The sequence below is a fragment of the Acinetobacter sp. WCHAc060033 genome (assembly GCF_004209125.1).
Taxonomy (GTDB): domain Bacteria; phylum Pseudomonadota; class Gammaproteobacteria; order Pseudomonadales; family Moraxellaceae; genus Acinetobacter; species Acinetobacter wuhouensis.
In genome coordinates this window covers 1-602 of record NZ_SGSW01000175.1, presented here as the reverse complement: position 1 = coordinate 602, position 602 = coordinate 1, and the positions used below count along the sequence as shown (strand labels likewise).

Sequence of the window (602 nt, the reverse complement as noted above, 5' to 3'; positions counted from 1 at the left end):
CGAGCCAAAAGCATCAAAGAGTTGCAGGAAATCGGTTTAAGTGAAAATACCAGGCATGCAACAAATTTTACATGGCGATTAAATCAAGATGCCTTTGAAGCTGTGCGTCAGCGTGGCGTTAACTTGGTGAATAGCTTTCAAAAAAATAAATCTAATACTGATGTAAAAGAGCATTTTGAAAAGTACCTTCTAAGTCTGGAGGGATACATTGGTTATCGTGGTGTACGTGTGCAGATCGGCAAACTATACGGCATGTTCACCGCCTATTTTCAGTCAAAAATGAACCGCAGTTTTTTAAGTGCAGGTGGACGAAAGTTAAATCTAAGCTATGTCCGTGCTTCAACGCCAAAAATTAAAAATAATAGTGAAATCCATACATATTTTAGGACTATTAAAGATCAAGCTAATCAAAGCTCAAGAGAATTACTTTTGACTTGGAAAAGCAGTGATGATGGTAAAAGGTTTTTACAGCGGAAAAGTCCTGATGGCTATGTTTACAACGATAGTTACTACAAGGATATTGAGTGATGGCTAAAACTCCTTATTTTAATAAACGTAGATGGCTTGAGACCCGACAGGACGAAATCACCGAGCTGTACCGT

1 pseudogene is annotated in these 602 nt (G+C 38.2%); it reads left to right on the top strand.

Annotated elements, in window-relative coordinates:
• Positions 1 to 528 (top strand): annotated as a pseudogene (locus tag EXE10_RS21645) (hypothetical protein); the annotation flags it as partial.
• Between the last annotated feature and the right edge of the window lie 74 nt (positions 529 to 602).